The organism is Micromonospora sp. WMMD964 (genome assembly GCF_029581455.1).
Lineage (GTDB): Bacteria > Actinomycetota > Actinomycetes > Mycobacteriales > Micromonosporaceae > Micromonospora.
Map to the genome: position 1 here is coordinate 1,338,440 of NZ_CP120860.1, position 20,454 is coordinate 1,358,893.

19 protein-coding genes and 1 tRNA gene are annotated in these 20,454 nt (G+C 69.7%); 6 read left to right on the forward strand and 14 right to left on the reverse strand.

Annotated features, from left to right (window positions below; genetic code table 11):
• Window positions 1-16: 16 nt before the first annotated feature.
• Window positions 17-481: a hypothetical protein gene (locus tag O7616_RS06305; protein ID WP_282305992.1), complete on the reverse strand. Its 465-nt coding sequence runs from the start codon at window positions 479-481 to the stop codon at window positions 17-19.
• Window positions 482-653: 172 nt separating this feature from the next.
• Between O7616_RS06305 and O7616_RS06310 the strand changes: the two genes are divergently transcribed.
• The 3 genes from O7616_RS06310 to O7616_RS06320 all read left to right on the forward strand — a co-directional run bounded on the left by O7616_RS06310 (window position 654) and on the right by O7616_RS06320 (window position 3,551).
• Window positions 654-1,817 carry a low temperature requirement protein A gene (locus tag O7616_RS06310; protein WP_282305993.1) on the forward strand — a complete coding sequence of 388 codons (1,164 nt, stop codon included), beginning with the start codon at window positions 654-656 and terminating at the stop codon, window positions 1,815-1,817.
• A 9-nt stretch (window positions 1,818-1,826) separates the two neighbouring features.
• A complete protein-coding gene (locus O7616_RS06315; RefSeq protein WP_282305994.1) occupies window positions 1,827-2,723 on the forward strand; it encodes a helix-turn-helix domain-containing GNAT family N-acetyltransferase in 897 nt (298 codons plus the stop codon).
• A gap of 87 nt (window positions 2,724-2,810) precedes the next feature.
• Complete coding sequence (locus tag O7616_RS06320) at window positions 2,811-3,551, forward strand: hypothetical protein (RefSeq protein WP_282305995.1); 741 nt, start codon at window positions 2,811-2,813, stop codon at window positions 3,549-3,551.
• A gap of 69 nt (window positions 3,552-3,620) precedes the next feature.
• Here the strand turns inward: O7616_RS06320 and O7616_RS06325 are convergent, their stop codons facing one another.
• The 3 genes from O7616_RS06325 to O7616_RS06335 all read right to left on the reverse strand — a co-directional run bounded on the left by O7616_RS06325 (window position 3,621) and on the right by O7616_RS06335 (window position 8,159).
• Window positions 3,621-5,585: an ABC transporter permease subunit gene (locus O7616_RS06325; protein ID WP_282305996.1), complete on the reverse strand. Its 1,965-nt coding sequence runs from the start codon at window positions 5,583-5,585 to the stop codon at window positions 3,621-3,623.
• A gap of 68 nt (window positions 5,586-5,653) precedes the next feature.
• Window positions 5,654-7,084, reverse strand: a complete 1,431-nt coding sequence (locus O7616_RS06330) for an extracellular solute-binding protein (protein WP_282305997.1) — start codon at window positions 7,082-7,084, stop codon at window positions 5,654-5,656.
• A 304-nt stretch (window positions 7,085-7,388) separates the two neighbouring features.
• Window positions 7,389-8,159, reverse strand: a complete 771-nt coding sequence (locus tag O7616_RS06335) for an IclR family transcriptional regulator (RefSeq protein ID WP_282263231.1) — start codon at window positions 8,157-8,159, stop codon at window positions 7,389-7,391.
• A 153-nt stretch (window positions 8,160-8,312) separates the two neighbouring features.
• On the opposite strand from O7616_RS06335, the gene O7616_RS06340 reads away from it, so the two are divergent.
• Window positions 8,313-8,882: an NADAR family protein gene (locus tag O7616_RS06340; protein ID WP_282305998.1), complete on the forward strand. Its 570-nt coding sequence runs from the start codon at window positions 8,313-8,315 to the stop codon at window positions 8,880-8,882.
• Window positions 8,883-9,144: 262 nt separating this feature from the next.
• Complete coding sequence (locus O7616_RS06345) at window positions 9,145-9,594, forward strand: hypothetical protein (protein WP_282305999.1); 450 nt, start codon at window positions 9,145-9,147, stop codon at window positions 9,592-9,594.
• 129 nt (window positions 9,595-9,723) lie between these two features.
• On the opposite strand, the gene O7616_RS06350 is transcribed toward O7616_RS06345, so the two are convergent.
• From O7616_RS06350 to O7616_RS06360, 3 genes are all read right to left on the reverse strand, one after another.
• A tRNA-Lys gene (locus O7616_RS06350) sits at window positions 9,724-9,798 on the reverse strand.
• 131 nt (window positions 9,799-9,929) lie between these two features.
• Window positions 9,930-11,561, reverse strand: coding sequence for a hypothetical protein (locus O7616_RS06355; protein ID WP_282306000.1), 1,632 nt, complete (start codon window positions 11,559-11,561; stop codon window positions 9,930-9,932).
• 108 nt (window positions 11,562-11,669) lie between these two features.
• Window positions 11,670-13,292: a hypothetical protein gene (locus O7616_RS06360; protein ID WP_282306001.1), complete on the reverse strand. Its 1,623-nt coding sequence runs from the start codon at window positions 13,290-13,292 to the stop codon at window positions 11,670-11,672.
• Between the two features lie 122 nt (window positions 13,293-13,414).
• On the opposite strand from O7616_RS06360, the gene O7616_RS06365 reads away from it, so the two are divergent.
• A complete protein-coding gene (locus O7616_RS06365) occupies window positions 13,415-14,497 on the forward strand; it encodes an NAD-dependent epimerase/dehydratase family protein (protein ID WP_282306002.1) in 1,083 nt (360 codons plus the stop codon).
• A gap of 80 nt (window positions 14,498-14,577) precedes the next feature.
• Here the strand turns inward: O7616_RS06365 and O7616_RS06370 are convergent, their stop codons facing one another.
• From O7616_RS06370 to O7616_RS06400, 7 genes are all read right to left on the reverse strand, one after another.
• Entirely contained in the window at window positions 14,578-15,762 is a 1,185-nt protein-coding gene (locus O7616_RS06370) for a hypothetical protein (RefSeq protein WP_282307548.1), read from the reverse strand.
• A gap of 78 nt (window positions 15,763-15,840) precedes the next feature.
• Entirely contained in the window at window positions 15,841-17,031 is a 1,191-nt protein-coding gene (locus tag O7616_RS06375; RefSeq protein ID WP_282306003.1) for a GNAT family N-acetyltransferase, read from the reverse strand.
• A 76-nt stretch (window positions 17,032-17,107) separates the two neighbouring features.
• The gene (locus O7616_RS06380) at window positions 17,108-17,800 is read right to left on the reverse strand and encodes an ABC transporter permease (protein ID WP_282306004.1); all 693 of its coding nucleotides are present in this window, start codon (window positions 17,798-17,800) and stop codon (window positions 17,108-17,110) included.
• Window positions 17,797-18,642: an ATP-binding cassette domain-containing protein gene (locus O7616_RS06385; RefSeq protein ID WP_282306006.1), complete on the reverse strand. Its 846-nt coding sequence runs from the start codon at window positions 18,640-18,642 to the stop codon at window positions 17,797-17,799. The genes O7616_RS06380 and O7616_RS06385 overlap by 4 nt, the downstream gene beginning before the upstream one ends.
• On the reverse strand, window positions 18,639-18,977 hold the full coding sequence (locus O7616_RS06390) for a PadR family transcriptional regulator (protein WP_282306007.1): 339 nt from the start codon (window positions 18,975-18,977) through the stop codon (window positions 18,639-18,641). Before O7616_RS06390 ends, O7616_RS06385 begins: the two co-directional genes overlap by 4 nt.
• Window positions 18,978-19,079: 102 nt before the next feature.
• A complete protein-coding gene (locus O7616_RS06395; protein WP_282263222.1) occupies window positions 19,080-19,799 on the reverse strand; it encodes a protein phosphatase 2C domain-containing protein in 720 nt (239 codons plus the stop codon).
• Window positions 19,800-19,892: 93 nt separating this feature from the next.
• Window positions 19,893-20,453: an XRE family transcriptional regulator gene (locus O7616_RS06400; RefSeq protein WP_282306008.1), complete on the reverse strand. Its 561-nt coding sequence runs from the start codon at window positions 20,451-20,453 to the stop codon at window positions 19,893-19,895.
• Window position 20,454 lies beyond the last annotated feature (1 nt).

Genomic DNA, 20,454 nt, shown 5'->3' on the forward strand with positions numbered 1-20,454 from the left:
GACTGACCCACCCGGCTCAGGCCGGCACCGGACCGCCGGCCATCCGTTCGCGGACGGCCTCCAACGCCTCGAAGGCGTACGCCCAGTTGTGGCACTTGAAGCTGCGCAGGCCGTCGATCGCGGTGTGACAGTCGGAGCAGCGCACCCCGGCGATGGCGTCGGGGATCCCGGTGTTGACGTACTTGCGCTCGCCCAGGATGACGGTCGCGATCATGGCCTTGTCGTGCAGACCGGAGAGCGCCGACGAGACGATGTCGTACCAGGTGACCCGCCGGCCGCACTTCGGGCAGTCGGGGTCGTCGCCGCTGACCCAGAGCGGCGCGCCGATGCTGCGCGCCGGCATGCCGAGCAGCTTCTCCAGCCGCCGGACGTCCGACTCCGGGGTGGTCCAGCGGTGTCGGCCGGGCAGTGACGCGGGCGAGTCGTACACGGCGCGGAACAGGTCGGTGTCGACCTGCACGGTCTCGCGCTGAGCGGTCATCGGCTTACCTCCTCGTTGAGTCGGTGCCCCCACCGTGGTCAGCGACGACCATGGGCGCTGCCGGATCAACGACACGAGGGGGCGGCGGGTCGTCGCCCAGCCGTTTCCGTCTCCGCCGGTCGGCTTCCGGTGGTACGACGGACGCAGGGCGTGCCACCGGGAGGAGCCGCCGATGGCCAGCAAGCCCGAACGGCTGCTCCGCGGGAGCGAGGCGCCGCTGAGCGCCTCGTTCCTGGAGCTGTTCTTCGACCTGGCGTTCGTTCTGACTCTGAGCCAGTTGGCCGAGCACCTGCTGCACGACCTCACCCTGGCCGGTGCGCTGCGTACCGCCCTCCTGCTGACCGGGGTCTGGACCCTGTGGGTGACCACCACCTGGTTCGCCGACTGGTACGACCCGGAGAGCGCGGCGGTCCGGGGGTTGCTGATCGCCGCCGCATTGGCCAGCCTGTTGGCCGGGGTGGCGATTCCGCAGGCCTTCGACGGCCGGGGGATGCTCTTCGCCGGCGCGTACGTCGCGCTGCACGTCGGCCGGAGTGTGGTCACCGCCGCCACGCTGCGGGGGCACCCTCGACAACGCCGGGCCCTGCGGATCCTCAGCTGGTACACCCTCTCCGCCGTACCGTGGCTGGCGGGCGGCTTCTGGGCGGACGGGCGGGTGCCGCTCTGGGTGCTCGCCCTCTCGATCGACCTCACCGGCCCGCGGTTCGGCTGGCCCACGCCGATGTTGGGTCGTGCGGAACGGAAGGAACTGCATCTCGTCGGCGAGCACTTCGCGGAGCGGTACCAACAGATCATGATCATCGCGCTCGGTGAACTCGTGCTGGTCGCCGGTCTCTCGTACGCCGACACCCGACTCCACCTGCCCGAGACCGCCGCCTTCCTGCTGGTCTTCGTAACCGCGGTGCTGATCGGTCTGCTCTACGTGACGCCCGCCGGGCAGCGCCTGGGGTCGGCCATCGAGCACGCCGACCCGGCCCGGCTCGGCGTCATCACCGGTCACCTGCACCTGGTGATGATCGCCGGGTTGGTGGTCACCGCCGTCGGGGCCGAGCTGAGCATCGCCCACCCCACCGCGACCAGCGACACGACCGCCGCGCTGGTCATCCTGGGCGGCCCCACGCTGTTCCTCGTCGGGCGGATCCTGTTCTCCCTGACGATCCACCGTCGGATCTCCTGGCCCCGGGTGGCCGCCCTGTTCGTGTTGGGCGGCGTGGCGGCCGCCCTGCGGCCCCCGCTGCTGGCGCTCAGCGCGGTCGCCGTGGTGGTGGTGCTCGTGGTGGTCGTCCTGGACCGCGCCGGCATCTTGTCCTACCGTCAGGTCCGTAATCCTGACTAAAGTCAGGTTATGGACGCTGCGCTCATCGCCGCCGTGCGGCGGTTCAACCGGACGGTCACCCAGCGGGTCGGTGCCCTCGACGACGAGTACATGGCCCAGGGTCGGCCTCTCGGGCAGGCCCGCCTGCTGTGGGAGATCGGCCCGGCGGGCGCCGAGGTCGCGGCTCTGCGTGCGCGGCTCGGCCTGGACTCCGGCTATCTCAGCCGACTCCTGCGCACCCTGGAATCCGCAGGGCTGGTCACCGTCGGACCGGCCGGCCAGAGCGGTGGCGACCGCCGAGTACGTACAGCTCGGCTCACCGACGCCGGCCGGACCGAATGGACCCAGCTCGACAAGCGATCCGACGAACTGGCGGCCTCGATCCTCGAACCACTCACCGCGTCGCGTCGCGATCGGCTCGTCACCGCCATGGCCGAGGTCGAACGGCTGCTCATCGGGTCGATGGTGGTCATCGAACCGTGCCGGCCGAACGATCCACAGGCCCGCGCGTGCCTGCGCGCGTACGAACGGGAGATCGCGCGGCGGTTCGATGACGGGTTCGACCCGGCGCTGAGCAACCCCGTCCACGACGAGCACCTCGTCCCACCCGCCGGGGTGTTTCTGCTCGCCACCCTCAACGCCGAACCGGTCGGCTGCGGCGCGGTCAAACTCCACCGGGACGCGCCCGCCGAGATCAAACGCGTGTGGGTGGCGGACACCGTCCGCGGGCTCGGCGTCGGGCGGCGGTTGCTGGGCGAGTTGGAACGGTACGCCGCCGAGGCCGGCGCGACCGCCGTCCGGCTGGACACCAACCGCAACCTCACCGAGGCGATCGCCCTGTACCGGTCGACCGGTTACCGGGAGATCGAGGCGTACAACACCGAGCACTACGCCCACCACTGGTTCGAGAAGCTCATCGGGCAGTGACGGTGGTGTGTTTCCACCAGTGGGAACGCGGGAGCCACCAGCCCGTGGGCGCACGACGCATTGCCCGGCATCGCTACGCTCGATGTGGTGAAGGGTGGCGTCGAGGCGGGGTACTGGAGGAACATGGCCACCTCAGCGGGTCTCGCCGTGCTGTTCGTGGTCGTCTCGGTCGCGGTGGCGGCTGCCCTCTTCGGGCTGGCATACCTCCTCAGCGACGTCTGGATCGTCGCCCGCCTGTTCCTCGGAATCGGGATCACCGTCGCAGTCGTCGGATTTTATGCGGCCACCCCCTTCCTGTTCGATGCGTTGCTGGGGCCGAAGCTGTTCCAACGGCTGTTCTGCGTACGCGACAAAGCCCTCACCCAGAACGCGATCCGTGAGCTGACCGCTGTCGCGGCCGCGCCGGTCACCGTTCCGCTCGCTCCCGGACGCGGCGCCCTCCGGATCGTCCCGATCAAACCCGCCTGGTGGAACGATCCGGACGCCTACGACGACGACACCAGGCCGGTCGTCGTGGTCGAGGAGACCGAGCATCGGCTGCCCGAGTGGAACCCGTACGACATCGCGGTTCCCGCCGGGATGGTCGAGGTCGTGGCGTGGCTGCCGCGCCGTACCGGCATTCCGGGGCGACCGGCCAGTGGTCTCGTCGACGTGCCGGCGGGGGGTGTCGGCACACTGGTGTACCGACCGTCGTCGCTGCCCGAACTCCCCGGCACGGCCGCTGACCTGGCCGGCGAGTTGTGGGGTGAGACGTCGTCGTTCCGGACCGGGTGGGTGACCACCGTACTCATCGGGCTCGCCGTGCTGGTGTGGCTGGTCTTCGGTTGACGCGGGTGGTTCCGTTCCGTCGTCGGTGACGGGCCGCTGGTGCGCGATCGGCACCAGCGGCCCGTCACCTCACCCCTTCACCGCCCCCGCGGTGAGTCCTTCGGTCAGGAAGCGCTGCCCGAGGGCGTACATGATCACCACCGGGATGCTGACGAGTAGCGACGCCGCGGCGAGTTGTCCTTGTGGGACGACGTCGCCGGCGATCATCGACTGCATCCCGACGGGGAGCGTCTTGTACTCGTCCTTCGTGATGAACACGAAGGCGAACAGGAACTCGTTCCAGGCGTTGGTCAGGGTGAAGAGCGCGACCGCCAGCAGCCCCGGCTTGGCGAGCGGCAGCACCACCCGGCCGAACGCCTGGAGGCGGGTGCAGCCGTCGACGAGCGCGGCCTCCTCCAACTCGATGGGGATCGACGAGAAGTAGCCGACCAGCAGCCAGGTGGCGAACGGCAGCGTGAAGGTCGGGTACGTCACCACCAGTGACCACAACGAGTCGGTGAGCCGAGCGCCGATGAGCATCTGGTACAGCGGGATGAACAGCAGCGCGCCCGGCATCACATAGGTGAGCAGCACCGTGACGGTGAAGCCCTGCGCCCCGCGGAACCGCAGCCGGGCCAGCGCGTAGCCCGCCAGGGCGGCGCAGATCAGCGCCACCGCGGTGGACGCCGCGGACACCAGCAGGGTGTTGAGATACCAGCGGCCGAACGGCTGGTTGTCGAACAGGGCACCGAACTGCTCAAGGGTCCACGGGGTCGGCCACAGGTCGTCGGTGCGCATGACGACCTGGCCCTCGGACTTGAAGGCCGTGACGGCGATCCAGTACAGCGGGCCGAGCACGAAGAAGAGCAACCCGGCCAGCGCGACCCAGGACCCCAGTCCCGACACCGCCGACGACGACCGTCGACCACCCCGGGACTGCAGGGTCGAGACCACCCGGCCGACCGCCACCGCGATCAGCAGAATCACCCCGAGGACCACCGCCGCCTTCCAGAAGATCTTCGGCGACGCCCAGAAGAGCAGACCGGTGACCACCGCGGTGACGACCCACGGCAGCGCCTTCCGCGCCGTCGCGGCCCACCGCCGCGCCCCGGCCCACCACGCTGCCTGGCGTCGCCGGGGGAGTCTGATGGTGGTGTCCTGGCGCAGCAACCGGACCAGGACGAACACCAACCCGCCGATGACCGGCAGCATGACGAGCGTGACCGCCGCACCGGCGCCGTACTGCAGTTGCAGGATCGCCTTCGTGTAGGCGACGAGCACGTACGGCGCGGTCACGTCGCCCGGGCCGCCCTGCGTCAGCAGCCAGACGAGGTCGAAGTTGTTGAACGTCCAGATCGACGACAGGGTCACCGTCACGGTGAGCACGTGGCGCAACCCGGGCAGCGTCACGTTCATGAACCGCTGCACCGACGAGGCACCGTCGATGGTCGCCGCCTCGTAGAGGTCCGCCGGGATGGCCTTCAACCCCGCCAGGAAGCACACGGTGAAGAAGGGCACCCCCTTCCAGACGTTGACGAGGATCACCGACGGCATGGCCAGCTCCGGGTCGGACAGCCAACCCGCCGGCCAGGTGTCGACCAGGTGTGCGCTGGCCAGCAACGGCCCGATCCCGGTGGCGGTGAGCAGCGTGTTGACGCTGCCGAAGATCGGGTCGAGCAGCGCGCGCCAGCTGAACGCCGTCACCACCGTCGGCACCACCCACGGCACGAGCAGCAACCCGGTGAGCAGGGCCCGCCCACGACGCCGGTGATGCAGCAGCAGGGCCGCCGACAGACCCAACACGACCTTGAAGATCTCGGCGTACGCGGTGAAGACGAACGAGTTCACCACGCCGGTGTGGAACTGGTCGTCGCCGATGAGCGCGAGGTAGTTGTCCAGGCCGACGAACACGGTGTCCTGCCCGTGTCGTTCGGTGGTGCTGGTCAGGATCGACCGGGCGATCGGCACCAGCACGAGACCGCCGACCAGCACGGCCATCGGGGCCAGGAACAGTGTCGCCAGCCGCCAGTCACGACCCAGTCGGCGCTGGGTCACGGTGAGGGAGCCGGGCCCCGACGGCAGGGATCTCCTCGCCGCCGGGACCCGCGCGGGACGGACCGACCTCACTGCCGCAGCCCCTGCTGGTTGAAGATCTGCACCATCTTCGCGTGGGCGGCCTTCACGGCCTGCGCCGGAGCGGTTCCCTGGACGATCTGCTGCATCATGTCGGTGAGGACGTAGGCCGAGCCGACGGCCTGCTGGCCCGCGCTGGCCTTCTGCGGGAACGACAGGCCGTTCTTCGTGTTCAGCGGCAGCTTCAGCTCAGTGATCTTGCGCAGCATGGGAAACGCCGGGTCGCCGCTGGTGAAGAACGGGTCGGCGTCCCAGACCTTCTCCCAGGCGGGCATCACCAGGCCGGGCGCCTCCTTCGCCACGCCGAGCAGGGCCGGTGCGCTGACCAGGTACTGCGCCAGGAGCTTGGCGAGCCCGGGGTTCTTGGCACCCTTGAAGACGACGAAACCCTGCGACTGGCCGAGCAGCAGGGGGTTGTTGGTCGCCGGGCCGATGCAGTCGGAGAACACGTGGGTGTTCGCGTGCACCGGGTTCTTCTTGGTCCGGGAGTCCGCGTAGACGCTGAACTGGTTGCGGGTGTAGCCGAGGATCCCGGCGAGCCAGTTCTCGTTGTTGCTGGTGTCGGTCCAGCTCGCGATCCCCGGCGGCAGCATCGGCTTGTACTTGGGGTTGGTGTAGATGTCGCCCAGGAAGGTCGCCGCCTGCACCGTCTCGGGGGAGTCGAACGTGACCTTCCGGCCGTCGTTGGAGGCGATCGACCCGCCGTACGCGTTGATCAGCGCCTCGATCATGCCGTTGCCGTCACCGGACCGGTTCACCGTCATGCCCCAGCCGAACCGGCGCTTGGCCGGGTCGGAGATCTCCAGGCAGACGTCCCGCAGCTCCTCCCAGCTGTAGATGTCCTTGGGGGTGATGCCCTTGTCCTGCATCCAGTCCTTGCGCAGGAACGACCCGATCCCGATGAAGTGGTACGGGATCGCGAACCACTTGCCGTCGAAGACGCAGAAGTTCTTGGCCTCGGCGCAGGGTTCGCCGTACTTGGCCGTCAGTGCCTGGACGACGTCCGTCACGTCTTCGAGGTCGCCCAGCGCCTGGAACTGCGCGACGAAGCGTGAGTCGGTCATGAACGCCAGGTCACGAGCCACCCCACCCTCGACCTCGGCGTGGATCTTGGCGACGACGTCACCGGCGTCGGCCTGGACCAGGCTGTTCTCGATCTTCGTCCCGGTGGTGTCGGCGAACTTCTTGATCGAGCTGTCGAGTGCCTCGTTCGCCGCCGTCGAGTACAGCTTCTGCGACAGCATCCCCATCGAGGAGCCCTTCATCGCCGCGGCGGCGTCGATCAGCTCCTGCGGAACCTCCGGCTGCACCTTGGGGGGCGAGTCGGACTCGCCACCGCAGGCGGCCAGGCCGGCTGCGCCGAGCACCCCCACCCCCATCCCCAGAAAGCCGCGTCGTGACCAGGCTGGGTTGTTTCCCATTGACATTCGCCTCCTTCAAGTCCCCGCGGCACGGCACGCCGAGGGCGTAGCTCGTGCAACAGGTGTGTCTTCATGACGGCGACCACGGATGCGCGTCGCCCGCATCGGTCAGTGCGTTGAGGCGATCGGCGACCAGGCCGAGAAGGCGGTGCTGATGTTCCAGTTCGGTCGGGCCACGGGACCACCGCCGTTCGAAATTTCGAACTCAGTTCGAAATACCGCATCAAGTGGTCGCGACGCTAGAACAGCCCTGAGAAGAATGTCAATGTTTCGATGGTGTTTCGAACCGAAAACGGGAGGCGGGCTATCGAGGCAGCGCCCGGTAGCCCATGCGGGCGGACAACGTGGCCGCACCCTCGCGAACCAGCTCGGTCCACTCCCGGTACGCCTGAGCCGTCCAGCGGATGATCGGCGCGGACAGACTCATCGCGGCGATGGTCGCACCGGAATGGTCCCGGATCGCCGCGGCGACGCAGCGCATGGCCGTGTCAGACTCACCGATGTCCACCGCGACGCTGTCCGCCCGCACCCGAGCGAGGTGTGCGCGTAGCCGCTCCGGGTCGGTGATGCTGGCCGGCGTCATCCCGGGCAGGGCGCCGTTGGTCAGGACGGCGTCCAGGCCGGCCGGATCGAGGTTGGACAGCAGGATCTTGCCCACCGCCGTGCAGTGTGCCGGCAGCCGCCGCCCGACCGCAGACACCATCCGGACCGGGTGCGTGCTGTCGAACTTGACCAGGTAGATGACATCCGCGCCGTCGAGCACCGCCACGTGGACCGCCTCGTCACATGCGGCGGCCACGTCCCGCGCGACGCACTGCGCCTCACGCACCAGATCAAGCCGCCCGGCGAACGCCGCACCGAGCTGGAACAGCGGCATGCCGAGCCGATAACGCACCGGCTGGCCCGGCACGGAGATCAGGTACGAACGGGCCTCAAGCGTGACGAGCAGTTCGTGGACCGTGGTGCGGGGTAGGTCGAGCCGCTCCATCACCTGGCGGGCCGACAGTTCAGGGCAGTCCACGAACAGTTCGAGGACGTCGAGTGCGCGGTTGACCGCCGGTACCACACGGGGCATGTCGATAGTCCCTTCGCAGCGCCGACCCCGCGTCAACGATCTCCACAGGCCAGCACTTGAAGAGGATAACTGCGTCGGCCGCGTACGCCAGGCTCCGAAGCATCCCGACCCTGGCGCCCGGTGTCGTCCTACCGGTCTGGCACCCTGCTGGACGTGCCCGAGACGGATCCCCTGCCGTACGACCTGCCCGCACTGCAGGCGCTGGTCGCCGATGGTGGGCGTCCCAAGTACCTGTTCTTCTGGGGCCACCAGCCCCAACCCGACGGCAGCATCGGGCCGGGGTGCCTGAGCCAGTGGTGGCCGGCCCCGTTCACTGTGGACGGCGTGCGTTACCCGACGGCCGAGCACTACATGATGGTCGGCAAGGCTCGGCTGTTCGGTGACGAGGCGATCGCCGCGCAGATGTTGACGGCATCGCACCCCAACGTGGTCAAGGCCCTGGGTCGGCAGGTACGCGACTTCGACCAGGCCGGCTGGGACGCGCACCGCTTCGACCTGGTCGTCGCCGGCAACGTGGCGAAGTTCAGCCAGCACCCCGACCTCGGGCGGTATCTGTCCGGTACGGCCAATCGGGTACTCGTCGAAGCCAGCCCGCTGGATCGCGTCTGGGGCATCGGACTGGCGGCCACGGATCCGCGTGCCGAGGACCCCGTCCGGTGGCGCGGCCAGAACCTCCTCGGCTTCGCACTGATGCGAGCCCGCGCGCAACTCGTCGCTCGCTGACCTCAGGCATCCCGCCTGACGGCCCGACTCCCGTCGCACCGTCCGTTGCGCCGGTCCTCGCGTTCGGGCCGACGCCGGGCGGATGAGCCGGCGGTTCCGTCCGCTGCTGCCGTTCCGGTCGGACGGGTTGTGCAGACCATGTGAGTAGCAGTGCTCAAGCCTCGCACTACCTGCGCCCGCAATGCTTGGCGACCAGCCGAGAAAACAGGTTCGCGCGAAGGGGTGACAACGCATGGCGAAACAGAATCAAGCGTCATTGAAGGTGGCGGCCGTCGTCTTGATCGTGGCCGTGACGGTGGTGTTCTGGTGGATCGTCGGCGACCAGACCAACGAGGCGGCGCGGCAACTCGACGCTGAGGGCGTCGACCTCGACTACGTGATCCGTCCGCTGAACCTGAGTCCCGCAGGTGAGCGCATCGTCGGCGTCCTGGCGTGCATCGGCGCCATCAGTGCGTTCGGCGTTCTGGTCCTGGGCACGTACACCCGCAAGATCGCCTTCGGCTGGTGGTGGGTTCTGCTTCCGCTGGTCGGGGTCGGTGCCATCGTCGGCTGGTTCTGGCGGGTGCTGACCGCCGGGGAGATCGGTGCGAACACCGGATTGGGCTTCGCCGTCGTCTACGCCTGTCCGATTTTAGTGGTCCTACTGGTAGCCGTCGCGGTTGCGACGCGGCGACTGCAACGCGACCGGGAACGACGCAACCACCCGTCGTGAGGAAGGGTCGGGTCGCCGTCCGTGGTCGGGCAGATGGTGCGGTCGTGGGTGAGACGGGCTCGACAGATCGGGCGACGGTGTCGGAAAAGGGCAGATGCGGCCCGTCGCAGTTGCTGCCAGAGGGGTCTGTGGTGGGCCGCCAGGGACTCGAACCCTGAACCTATGGATTAAAAGTCCACAGCTCTGCCATTGAGCTAGCGGCCCGCGCGCTCAGGTTACCCGACCGTCGGGGCTCCGGTTGATGTCCGCCCCGCCTGGAGCAGCGAAATTGATCTTCAAGCCTGATCGTGTGCGCCCCCACCGTCCTGTCGACTGGTGGGGGCGCACACGGCTGTTCAGCCTTCGGTGACGGTGAAGATCAGCGGTCCGCCGGGCATCGGCTCGCTGGACTGGTCGCCGAGCACGCCGTAGCTGGTGGAACGCTCGGCCGCGTCGGTCAGGGTGAAGCCGATCGTGTACTCGCCGACCGTGAGGCCGTACCAGGCGAGGTAGAGGTGGTCGGTGAGGGTGCCGTCCTCGGCCTGGTCCCCGCTGCCCCACGACTGGTAGACCACGTTGCCGTCGACGTCGTAGACGTAGGTGGCGGCGATCCGCGCCGGTGCGACCTTCAGCGCGGCGGAGATGGTGAGCTCAACCGGTGGCAGGTCGTACAGCTCGCTGGCCGGCGCCGTCTTCGGGCTGATAGTCGCGCCCAGGGCCGTGGGGGGTTCGGTGCTCGCCACCCGGGTGATCCGGATCTGCGGGTCGGGGGCACCGAACATCGAGCCGTACAGCGCCGCCCTGCCGGCCCCGTCGACGATCGCGACACCGGTCAGTGAGCATGCCTCGGTGCCGGTGCTGACCCGCACCGTGACGGCGAGGTGACCGTCCGGCCTGGTGACCGGCGGGGCCGACTGCCCACAGCCGTTGTCGAACCAGAAGCGGGTTGACGCCACGCCGCGAAGGGCGCCGGTGACCGCCACGGAGAGCTCGACGATCGCGTCCTCGCGCCAGTTGTTGACCTCGGTGGAGGAGACAGCGAATTCGCTCGCCTGCACGGTGGAGTTGGAGGTCACGGTGACCGACGGCGTCGTCGGGTTCTGGTAGGTGGTGCGGACGCCGGCGTTGTTGAACAACACGAGCTGCGCGACCCGCCAGTTGCCGGGAGTGGCGCCGGCCGGGAGCGTCACCAGAACGGTGCACGACACGTAGGTCGCCTCTTCGCCTCCGCTCGTGTCGGTGCCGCCGCAGGTGATGCCCCCCCAACTGTTGGCGGGCCGCTCCCAGGTGAACGGCGTCGTCACGCTCTGGCCGCCGGGGCCGGCGACCTTGAGCGTGCCCTTCCAGAAACCGGAGCCGTAGTCCTGCACGTTGAACGTGTAGGCGTAGGACGCGGGCTTGTCGTCGACGTAGAGGAAGGGCTCAGTGCCGGCCAACTGGATCGTGTCGACGGTGGGGCCGGATGCGTCGATCGTGGTCTGTGCGACGAATCGGGAGCCCGGAAACGCCTGCAGCTTGTCGCCGGAGACGGTCGTCTCCCGCTCGCCGGCCAGAATGGTGACCCTGGTGACCTCCCAGGTCGTGGTCGCCGAGTCGGAGAAGCGCGGCACCCGGAAGTCGTAGGTGTAGGTCGACTGCTGCGGCGTACCGGAGACGTAGTCGGCGTTCTCCGAGGTCGAGCCGTAGAGGTAGTGCGCTAGTCGCTCGTGGCCGACCAACTCGCCGGTCACCGTGCTGCGCGTGCGGAGGGTCACCACACCCCTGACCGTTTCGGCCTCCGGGTCGGTGTTGGTGACGGTGAACGTGAGTCGGTTGACGGCGGTGGCAGTCGTCGTGGCGTCGACTGTGGGCTTTTCGAAGGAGAGCGCGGTTAGCGCCAGTCGTGGGGTGGCGGCGTGTGCCACCGCGCTGCCGAGGACCGTTGTCGAGGTGACCAGGGCGAGCGTCAACGTCCCGCGGAGGAGTCCGCGGGCGAGAGATCGGGACATGGGGGATTGATATCACCCGTGTGGGCTGCTGGATGGCCCGAGTGGGCAAGCTCGGACAGAACAGGCGGGGCGGGCCACGCGAAGATCGGTGGCCCGCCCCGCCCTGCGTCAGCCCTCGGTGATGGTGAGCACCACCGGACCGCCCGGCAGGGTCAGGCTGCTCGAGACGTCCGGCATGTTCCAGTAGGTGCGGAGGCCGCTGGCATCGGACAGCTCGAAGCCGACCGTGTACTCGCCGATCTGCAGATCCCGGTAGCCGAGCCAGATGTCGTACGTGAGCGAGCCGTCGGGTGCCTGGCTGCCGTATCCGGACGTCTGGAACACGACGTCGCCGTCGGCGTCGTACACGTAGACCGGCATGTTCGTGACGGGCGCGACCTTCACCTCGGCCTGCACGGTGAGCCTGATGTTCTGGTTGGCGAGCTGGCTCAACGGGATCGACGCCGGATCGAGCGCGGCGCTGAGCGCCGTCGGCGGTTCGGTGCTGGGCACCTGGTCGATCGAGATCTGCGGGTCCGGTGCCGACGCGTCGGCACCGTAGAGCGCGAGATTTCCGGCGCCGTCCCGGACGGACAGTTTCTTCACCTCGCAGCCGCGTGCGCGGCTGGACACCAGCACCCGGACGGCGAGCCTACCGTCGGCCGTGGTGTAGGGCTGCCCGGTCGTCGAACACTGGTCCTCGAAGGTGACGTCGAGTTGGGAGATGCCGCGGACGGCGCCGCTGACCGCCATCGACAGCTCGGTGGTCACGTCGGCGCGCCAGTTGTTGACCGGGTTCGGCGACACGACGAAGTCGGTGGCCTGCAGGGTCGAGTTGGACGTCACCACCATCGACGGGCCGGCGGGGTTCTTGTAGGTGGCCCGGCCGCCCGCGTTGTTGATCAGGATGATCTGGGCGACCCGCCAGCTCCCCGGTGCGGTGCCCGGCGGGAACTTCATCTCCATCGAACACGGCATGTAGTGGCCGTCGGCGTCACCGCTGGTCGACAGGCCGCACCGGAAGGCGGTGCTGTATTCGTCGCGCGCCCAGTCGATCTGCGTGCTGATGCTCTGCCCACCCGGGCCGACCAGTTTGATCGAGCCCTTCCAGAAGCCGGACTGGTAGTCGTCGACAGTCAGGTCGATCGCGAAGTGGGCGGGGTCGTCCTTGACGTAGAAGTACGGGTCGCGCCCGTTGTAGAGCGCGAGGGAGCTGAACGTCGGTGCGGACGAGTCGATGAGCGTGGTCGCCGTGAAGCGGTAGCCCGGGAAGGTGCTCAACTTGGCGGCGCCGACCGTCGCGGAGATGTCGTCGCCACGAAGGGTGACCTTGGTGACCTCCCAGGTCGCCGTGGTCGCGTCGGAGTAGCGGCGCACCGGCATGTGGTACGCGAAAGTCGCCTCTCGGGGGGTGCCCGACACGAGTTCGACGTCGCCCCAGCCGGAGTTGTAGTCGAACTGCACGACACGGTCGTGCCCCAGCCATTCACCGGTCACCGAGCTGCGCATGCGCAGCGTCACGGTGCCCGCGAGGTACTGCGCGTCGGGTTCGGTGTTGGTGGCGGTGAAGGTCAGCCGGTTCGACCCGTTGTCCTGGGTCGCATCGACCGTGGAGTGTTCGAAGGAGAGCGCGGTTAGCGCCAGTCGTGGGGTGGCGGCGTGTGCCACCGCGCTGCCGAGGACCGTTGTCGAGGTGACCAGGGCGAGCGTCAACGTCCCGCGGAGAAGTCCGCGGGCGAGAGATCGGGACATGGGGGATTGATATCACCCGTGTGGGCTGCTGGATGGCCCGAGTGGGCAAGCTCGGACAGAACAGGCGGGCGTCGAGCCTGGGTGGGTGGTTGAGCTGCGGCTGGGCGGGTACGGGGTCGGGCATGCGGATCGTGGTGGTGGGGGCCAGCGGCAACGTCGGTACGGCATTGCTGCGGCGGCTGCGCCGGGAGCGGGGCGTGGAGTTGGCCGGGGTGGTTCGGCGGTTGCCCGGCCCGGACGCCGGTGAGCCGTACGACCAGGTGGAGTGGCACTCCTGCGACATCGGCGCGCCGGGCGCGATGGGGCAGCTTTCCGAGGTGTTCCGGGGTGCGGACGCGGTGGTGCACCTGGCCTGGCAGATCCAGCCGAGCCATGACCAGCGGGTGCTGCGCCGGACCAACGTCGACGGCAGCCGGGCGGTGATCGACGGGGTGGTGCGGGCCGGAGTGCCGGCCCTGGTGTACGCCTCGTCGGTGGGCGCCTACGCGCCCGGCCCGAAGGACCACCCGATCAGCGAGCGGTGGCCGGCCACCGGTGTGCCCGGCTCGTCGTACAGCGAGCACAAGGCGGAGGTGGAGGCACTGCTGGACGAGGTCGAGCGGGATCACCCCACGTTGCGGGTGGTGCGGATGCGACCCGGGTTGATCTTCCAGCGGGCCGCCGGTGTGGAGATCACCCGCTACTTCCTCGGCCCGCTGGCGCCGGTGCGGCTGCTGCGGTTCGGTCGGATTCCGCTGGTGCCGACGAACCGCCGGTTGCGGATGCAGGCGGTGCACGCCGACGACGTCGCTGATGCGTACACCCGGGCGGTGTTGGGTGATGTGCGCGGCGCTTTCAACGTCGCCGCGGACCCGGTGCTGACTCCGGAGCTGGTGGCCCGGCATTTCCACGGTTGGACGGTGCCGGTCGCCGCGCCGGTGCTGCGGGCGGCGGCGGCGCTGAGCTGGCGGGCGCGGCTGCAGCCGGTCGACGCGGGCTGGGTGGAGCTGGGTCTGAACGCCCCGCTGATGTCCAGCGAACGTGCCGAGACCGAGCTGGGCTGGCGGCCCACCATCGACGCGTTGGCGGCCCTCAAGGAACTCTTCGCCGGGATGGCCGACGGCGACCACACGGGCAGCCCACCGCTGTCCGGCACCCGCGACCTGCCCGGCCGCCCCACCGCCCTCCTCAAAGCCCGCCCCCCGGGCCAGGGCAACCCCTACTGACCGCGTTGATCAAGAGCTTTCGGTCAGAGAAGGCGCCTCCGATGACCGAAACCTCTTGATCAACGAAGAGAAGTGGAGCGTCAGGACAGCTTGGAGCCCGTCACCGTGGGGTTCTTTGCGCCCAGGAAGAAGATGCCGGGGAACCCGCGGGTCTCGAACCTGCCGCTCGGGTTGCGGCGCAGTGTCGAGCTCTCGATCCGCATCGTGCCGGTGCGGTTGTTGCTCACGAAGAAGATCGCGCCGCCGCCCTCGTTCGCCTTGTTGTCCTCGATGATCGTGCCGGCGATCCGGACGGTGAACTCGTTGCCGTCGCAGTAGATCGCACCGCCGCTGCCGCCGCCCGGCGTGCCGGACTTGGCCGGGTTGGCTCCGCTGCCGATCGCCTCGTTCTTCCTGAGCAGGCTGTTCAGCACCACCCACGACACGCCGATGCTGCTCAGCGCCCCTCCGTTCGAGCAGGAGCCGCCGTCGAAGGTGCTGCTGACCACGTACACCGGCTTGTTGTCGTGCTGGCTCAGCACCCGGACGGCCGCGCCACCCAGGTCCGGGCCGGTGCGGTCGCAGCGGTTGCCGACGAAGCGCGAGTTGACCACCTTGAACCGGCCGCCGCGCACGAAGATCGCCCCACCGCCGCCGCCCTCGGCCTTGTCGCCGGTGGAGTTGCCGTCGGCGAACGTCAGGTTCTGCACGGTGAGCTGCGGGTGATCCTGGTTCTGGCAGTGCGAGGTGGTCCATCCCTGGGCTTCGTCGCAGGTGTTCATGTAGAGGATGCGGCGCTGACCCTGGCCGCTCAGCGTGATCTTGCCGCCGCCGTCCAGCACGACCTTCGGCCCGTTGGCGTTGCGGACCTTCGCGGTGGCGGCCATCTTGATCGTCACCGGTGCCGGGCCGCAGTCGAAGGTGATGACACCGCCCGCCGCGACCGCCTTCACGACCGCCGCCGAGGTGCAGCTGGCCGGGGTGCCGGTGCCGACGGTCCGGGTCGGCTTCGAGGTGTCCACCGCCCGCGCCTCGGCCGGCACGCTGGCCCTGCCGTTCGGGTTTCCGGCCGCGAGGAGCTTCCCGGCGGGCTTCGGGCTGGCGCTGGCCCCCGGGCCACCGAGGCCGTCCCGGGACCCCGGGGAGGCGTCCTGGTCGCCGGTCACCACTGCCGTCGGCGGGGTGGACGAGCCGGACTGGAAAGCGGGAGCCGGATCGTCGGCCGCGCAGGCGGGCAGGGTCGCGGTGGCGACACCGAGGACGAGCAGAGCGGCAAGCGACGTCATGCGCACCAGGTGATGCTAGGAGCCGCGACGGTGTCGCGACGAATTCGCCGTGCCGGTTCAACCCCTGGTTAAGGGAGCTCAGAAGTCGGCGAAGAGGCACGGCACCCGACGGGGGAAGATGCCGCGCAGCTCGGCGGCGGCGTCCGCAGGCACCTCGCCCAGGCCCCGCAACGGCAGCTCTGCCGGGTCCAACACCCCGTACGCGAGGGCGGAGAGACCGGCGGCGGTCAGGGTGGCGGTGGGCGTACCGCCGGTGGTGTCGTCGACCAGCTCGACCGTGCCGGTCGTGCCGTCCAGCAGGTGGGTGCCGGCCAGCCAACGGTCCCCGGTCAGCTCGACCCGTACCCGACCCGGCCCGGCGGGCAGCCCACGCAACGCGTCCATCGCCAGCAGTCGGGCCATCGGGGCCGACGAAGCCGGTACGGCCGTCCGTGCCTCCACGTGCACGTCCAGGTCGGTCAGCCACAGCTCCGGCAACTCGTCGGGCGGGACCTGGACGCTGACCCGCTCGATCTGGTCGACGTGCCGGGCGAAGAACTGCAACAGCAACGTCCGGGCGAGCGGATCGACGTACAGCATCTCGTTGCCGTGCAGCGTGCCGCCGTGCCCGTCGATCCGGTACGTCACCGCGCCGGTGACCTCCCCGCCCACCCGGGCCGTCACCAGCCAGTACTCGTCCCGGTCGCGCATTCCGGCCGCCCGGTAGTCCGGGAAGATCGAGAAGCCGTGCCGTTCCTGGAGGTTGCGTTCGGTGAACGCCCGCCACACCGGATAGCCGGCCGCGATGCGTTCCCAGCTCACCTCGCCGGGCAGGTCCACGCGGAGCAGCGACCCCAGGTGGGCCGGGGCGAAGGTGACCCGGCGTGGCTTGGGCAGCCCGATGTAGCCGAACCGGGCGTAGAAGCTGGGCCGGAACGGGTAGAGCGCGCTGAGCGTGTGCCCCTCGTCGCGCATCTCGTCGAGGAGCTGGTGCAGCAACGTCCGGACGTGCCCCTGCCGGCGGGCCAGCGGGTGGGTCGCCACCGAGGCCACGCCGGCCATCGGCTGCACCACCCCGCGCAGGTTCTGCCGCATCGGGATGGCCGAGACGGCGGCCAGCGTGGCACCGCCCTCCTCGACGATCAACGTCCGGTTGTCCTCCTGGTAGGGGAGGTAGTCGCGGAACTCGTCGATGCGTGCGGCGCCGAGCGGCGAGGACTCGAAGGCGTACGCGGCCAGCGGGAAGCTGGTGGTGAGACGGTCGTCGGCGGTCACCCGGCGGATGGTCATTCGTCCATCTCAACCCGCCGCCGAGGTGGCAGCAACCGGATTCGCCGATCCCCGCCGTCGATGTCGACCAGCGCGGTCAGCCGACCGGCAGTTGGCGCAGGTGTCGGCGGCGGCGCAGGCGGACGCTGGACACGGCGGCAACGCCCAGGGCCAGCAGGGTGGTGACGACGAGTCCGTGCAGCAGGCCCCGGGAGAGGTAGCCCTGGTCGGTGTGGTCCACCGCCCAGGTGGCGATCTCCCGGGTCGACCAGAACGGCGTCAACCTCGCCCCGGACCCGGCCGGATCGATCAGCATCTGCACGGTGACCACGGTGAGCAGCAGCAGCGTGCCCTCCATCTCACGAGGCAGCAGCGCGCCGATCAGCATCCCGAACGGCGCCGCCACCGCGACGGAGCAGAGCAGCGCGGCGGCCAGGCCGGCGTACCGCAGCTCCGCGCCGTCGACCATGGGGAGCAGGAAGAACGGCACGGAGATGATCAGCCCCACCGTCCAGAGACCGAGCACCCGACCGAGGTAGAGGTGATGTGGGCGGTAGCCGGCCATCCGCAGCCTCGGTTCCAGCTCGCGGGCCGCGGTCGTGGCGAACAGCGCGGCGGTGCTCACCGCCCAGCCCACGCCGAGAAGCAGCGACCGGACCGACTGCCCGAGGTAGGCGTCCCGCCGGATCAGGTAGAAGGTCAACGGCATCAACAACAACAGCAGGAGTACGCCTCGACGCCGCAGCAGCTCCCGCACTGTCATTTCGGCGACGGTGACGAGCCGGTTCACTGGTGACCTCCCTGGATGCCGGGCGCGTGCCACTCGGTCTCTCGTGCCGGGGTCAGGTCGAGCACGATGTCCACCCGGTCGAGTTGGTTGAGCAGGTGGGTCACCACGACGATCGCCGCCCCGGCGTCGCGCAGGCTGCTGAGCTGGTCCCAGAAGTTGACATAGGTGCCCTGGTCGAAGCCCTGGTACGGCTCGTCGAGCAGCAGCACGTCGGGGGCGCTGAGCGTGGACATGGTCAGGTTGAGCTTTTGCCGGGTGCCGCCGGACAGGTGGCGGGCCTGCACGTCCCCGCCCGCCTCCCAACCGAGCTGACGTGCCGCCGCCCGACCGGCGCGACGGGCCGGGCCCCGGGCCATCCCCTGACCGGCACCGACCAGCACGAAGTGCTCGTCGGCGAGCAGGAAGTCGGCGGTGCCGCCGGACTGCGGGCAGTAGCCGAGCTTCCCGGAGACGGTCACCTCACCGGCGTCCGGTGACATCAGCCCGGCGCAGATGCGCAGGAAGGTGCTCTTGCCGCAGCCGTTCGCGCCGACGACGGCGGCGATCTGACCGGCCCGGACGGTGAGCGTGGCGTCGCGCAACACGGTTCGCCGTCCGTACCGCTTGGTGATGCCTGCCGCGTGCAGCCGAACCGGCCCGGGGCGTGGTCCGGGCGCGGTGCCGATGCTCTCCACGACCGCTCCCGCGTACTGCTGGGGTGGACCGAAGACGACCCAGGGGTCACCGCCCCCGTCGCGCAGGTGTGTGGCGGCCTCGGCGACCACGTGTCGGGCGGCGTCCGGTGCCACCCGGCGCTGGTGCAACTCGGCTGTGAGCGTCCGCAGCCAATCGTCGGCGTTCACCGGGTGACCCCCTTCGTGACGATGTCGTTCACCGGCTGGACGAAGGCGAGCCAGGCGCTGCCGCCCGCGCGGAGCGCCGCGTACCCGTCGTCGGTGAGCCGGTAGTACTTGCGGGCCGGCCCGGCGTTGCCCTCCCGCCACTGCGCGGTGACCAGGCCGGTCTTCTGCAGGCGCAGCAGCACGGGGTAGAGCGTGCCGCCCTGGATGGGCCCCACACCTGAGGCGTCGAGCGCCTGGGCGAGCTGGTAGCCGTAGGACTCGCGCTCGGCCAGCAGGGCCAGCACGCAGATGTCGAGCACCCCTCGCAGCCACTGCCCGCGCCGGTCGGAATCCACGCGTCGGACAGTAGCGGTGCAAGCTAGATGGCACAACTACCTACCGAGGCGGCCGAACCCGATCCGACCGGTTCCGCGAACCGTCGAGCGGGTCGGGTGAGGTCAGCGGGCGACCACGTCGGAGACCACGACTGTCACGTTGTCCGGAGCACCGGCGTGGTGAGCCAGCTTCACCAACTGCTCGCCGCACTGCTGACGGTCGGAGTACATGCCCAGCGCCGCCGCGATGGCGTCGTCCTCCACGTAGTCGGAGAGCCCGTCGCTGCACAGCAGCAGCCGGTCGCCGGGCACCACGGTCAGGACACCGACCGCCGGCGGGGTGTCGGCACCCTGCACGGCCCGGGTCACCAGCGACCGCTGCGGGTGGTGACGGGCCTGGTCGGGGGAGAGCGTGCCCTGGTCGACAAGCGCCTGCACGAACGTGTCGTCCCGGGTGAGCTGGGTCAGCTCCCCGTCGCGCAGCAGGTAGCAGCGGGAGTCGCCGACCTGGGCCAGCACCAGCGTCTCCCCGGCCAGCAGCGCCGCGGTGAGCGTCGTGCCCATCCCCTCCCGGGCCGGGTCGACCGTGATGGCGGCGTGGATGCGCTGGTTGGCGGTGCTGACCACGGCGCGTAGGGCGTCGGCGGCGCTGTCGGGGTCGGTGGGCGGGGCCAGCTCGTCCAGGATCCGGATCACGATCTCGCTCGCCACCTCACCCGCGGGCAGCCCACCCATGCCGTCGGCGACGGCGATCAGGCGGTCACCGGCGAGGGCGGAGTCCTCGTTGTTGGTGCGAACCAAGCCGATGTCGTTGAGGATGACCGAGCGGAGGATCAGCGTCATGGGGTCAAGCTTGCCAAGAAGACCCTGCCTTCGTCTCTACGCACTACTGCGTGGGGCGAAAATGATTGAGATATGCGCCGCCGGGACCGCGTCTCAGCGGCGCGGGTAACGCAGCAGCAGGCTGGCGGCGACCTCCTCGTCACCCACTGCCGCGTACGTGTGCGGCACGTCCGACACCCAGCGGAGGTGGCCACCGGCCGGGGCGGTCAGCGGCGCGTCGGCGGGCCCGGCGCGCAGCATTCCGGCGAAGACGGTGATGTGCTCGGTCACGCCTGGTTGATGGGCGGGAGAGGTCTGTACGACGCCCGGAGCGACGCGCATCCGGTACAGCTCGTAGGTCGCGTCGGTGTCGGTGAACACCTCCAGCAGGGTGGCGGTGACGGCGGTGCCGTGCACGATCGGCTCGGCCGCCGGTTCGGCCAACAGGGCGGTGAACGGTACGCCGAGCTGCGCGGTGACCGCCCAGAGCGTCTCCAGGGTGGGGTTGCGGGTGCCGTGTTCCAGGCCGGAGAGGGTGGCCTTTCCGACGCCGGCGAGCCGGGCCAGTGTGGACAGCGAGATGCCCCGCTCCTCGCGTAGGGCGCGAACCCGGCGGCCGACGACGACGGGATCCACGTCGAGGCCCGGGCGGCGGGCTGGTGGTGGCTGCGGCACC

Bases quoted from the DNA above. Each gene is read 5' to 3' on its own strand.
- O7616_RS06305 (WP_282305992.1), bottom strand. From the start codon at position 481: ATGACCGCTCAGCGCGAGACCGTGCAGGTCGACACCGACCTGTTCCGC.
- O7616_RS06310 (WP_282305993.1), top strand. From the start codon at position 654: ATGGCCAGCAAGCCCGAACGGCTGCTCCGCGGGAGCGAGGCGCCGCTG.
- O7616_RS06315 (WP_282305994.1), top strand. From the start codon at position 1,827: ATGGACGCTGCGCTCATCGCCGCCGTGCGGCGGTTCAACCGGACGGTC.
- O7616_RS06330 (WP_282305997.1), bottom strand. From the start codon at position 7,084: ATGGGAAACAACCCAGCCTGGTCACGACGCGGCTTTCTGGGGATGGGG.
- O7616_RS06335 (WP_282263231.1), bottom strand. From the start codon at position 8,159: ATGCCCCGTGTGGTACCGGCGGTCAACCGCGCACTCGACGTCCTCGAA.
- O7616_RS06355 (WP_282306000.1), bottom strand. From the start codon at position 11,561: ATGTCCCGATCTCTCGCCCGCGGACTCCTCCGCGGGACGTTGACGCTC.
- O7616_RS06360 (WP_282306001.1), bottom strand. From the start codon at position 13,292: ATGTCCCGATCTCTCGCCCGCGGACTTCTCCGCGGGACGTTGACGCTC.
- O7616_RS06365 (WP_282306002.1), top strand. From the start codon at position 13,415: ATGCGGATCGTGGTGGTGGGGGCCAGCGGCAACGTCGGTACGGCATTG.
- O7616_RS06370 (WP_282307548.1), bottom strand. From the start codon at position 15,762: ATGACGTCGCTTGCCGCTCTGCTCGTCCTCGGTGTCGCCACCGCGACC.
- O7616_RS06375 (WP_282306003.1), bottom strand. From the start codon at position 17,031: ATGACCATCCGCCGGGTGACCGCCGACGACCGTCTCACCACCAGCTTC.
- O7616_RS06395 (WP_282263222.1), bottom strand. From the start codon at position 19,799: ATGACGCTGATCCTCCGCTCGGTCATCCTCAACGACATCGGCTTGGTT.